Genomic DNA, 1476 nt, shown 5'->3' on the forward strand with positions numbered 1-1476 from the left:
GCTTGGGAAATTGGTGGCGGGAGCGGATGTCAGGAGGCCGCCGACGCAGATTTGGCCTCAGGCGAGGACCGGTTTGGGCTTTGGCCAGAGGCTGATTGCGATCTTTTTCATGTTCTGGGCGGCGGCTGCGATCAGGCACTGGCAGGCGACGCGGGTTCGCCCTCGGTAGCGGGCGTAGCGATGGCCGAACAGCTGCTTGGCATCGGCGAAGGATCGCTCGACCGTCTCCTTGCGACGCCGGTAGATGGCCTTGCCCCAAGCCGTGAGCCGGTTGGCATCGACGCGCTCGCGTTGATCCTGCCAGACATGGCGTGTGATGGTGCGCTCGGCCTTGGCGTTTGAGGTGCAGGAGGCCAGCAGCGGACAGTCGCGGCAGATGGCCGGATCGCTTCTGTAATGACGATAGCCGCCGCGATCGGTGCTGGCGTAGGTGAGCAACTGGCCCTGCGGACAACGATAGCCGTCCCGATCCGGCTCATGGACGAAGGCGCTCTTCCTCATCTTGCCGGGCTTTGGCGGGGTCGGGTTGCGATAGCCGATGACTCCCCGGATGTTCCTGTCCTCCAGCCCCTTGGCGATGCCTGGCGTGGCATAGCCGGCATCCAGCCCCGCCGCCGCCACAACGAAGCCGAAGCGCTCCACCTGGCGGTCGAGCCGGCCAAGATAGACGATCGAGTCATGCATGTTGGCCGGCGTGGCGAAGGTGTCGGTGATGATGCCGCAACGACCGTCCACCGTGCGGTGATCGAGATAGAAGAAGCCCTTCGGCTTGCCCTCGCGCACCATGTAGCCGGCCTCCGGATCGGCGCGCGAGACCTTGGTCTGCTTGACCGGCGGCTTGCGCTCCTTCTGCTTGAGCGGCTTTTGGCCGTGCAGCGCCCGTTCCGTCTCGATGGCGCGGTCGAGCTCGCCCCAGTAGTCGGCACGCGACTTGGCGACCATGGCCAGGTCGTATTTGCCCTTGTTGGCGTTGGCCTTCAGGTGCGTGCTGTCGGTATACAGCACCGTCCCATCCACCAGCCCCGCAAGGATCGCCTGCTCCACGATGCGGTCGAAGATCGCCTGCGCGATCGCCTCGTCCTGGTAGCGCCGCCGACGGTTCTGCGACAGCGTCGAGGCGTCGAACACCTTGTCGGTCAGCTTCAGCCGCAGGAACCAGCGGTAGGCGACGTTGACCTCGATCTCGCGCACCAATTGCCGCTCCGAGCGCACCCCGAACAGGTAGCCGATGAACAGCGCCTTGAACATCAAGGTCGGGTCCAGCGGCGGGCGGCCATTGTCGGCGCAGTACAATGGCGCCGTCAGATCGTGGATGAACGAGAAGTCGATCGATCGATCGATCTTGCGCAACAGATGATCGGCCGGAACCAGCTGATCCAACGTCACCATCTCAAGCGCGGTCTGTTCAGGGGCGGGTCGCTTCAACATGACCCAGTGAATCAAAAACCCCCGGCAAACGCCAGGGGTTTGTCAGCA

The 1476-nt window shown here is 64.2% G+C and carries 1 protein-coding gene; it reads right to left on the minus strand.

Going from position 1 to position 1476, the window contains the following annotated elements:
- Positions 1 to 57: 57 nt before the first annotated feature.
- Positions 58 to 1428 (minus strand): IS1182 family transposase, encoded by a 1371-nt coding sequence (locus CK221_RS29480; protein WP_095780276.1) that lies wholly within the window; start codon positions 1426 to 1428, stop codon positions 58 to 60.
- Positions 1429 to 1476 lie beyond the last annotated feature (48 nt).

Origin of the sequence: Mesorhizobium sp. WSM3868 (genome assembly GCF_002294785.1) — a bacterium.
GTDB lineage: Bacteria > Pseudomonadota > Alphaproteobacteria > Rhizobiales > Rhizobiaceae > Mesorhizobium.

Bases quoted from the DNA above. Each gene is read 5' to 3' on its own strand.
- CK221_RS29480 (WP_095780276.1), bottom strand. From the start codon at position 1,428: ATGTTGAAGCGACCCGCCCCTGAACAGACCGCGCTTGAGATGGTGACG.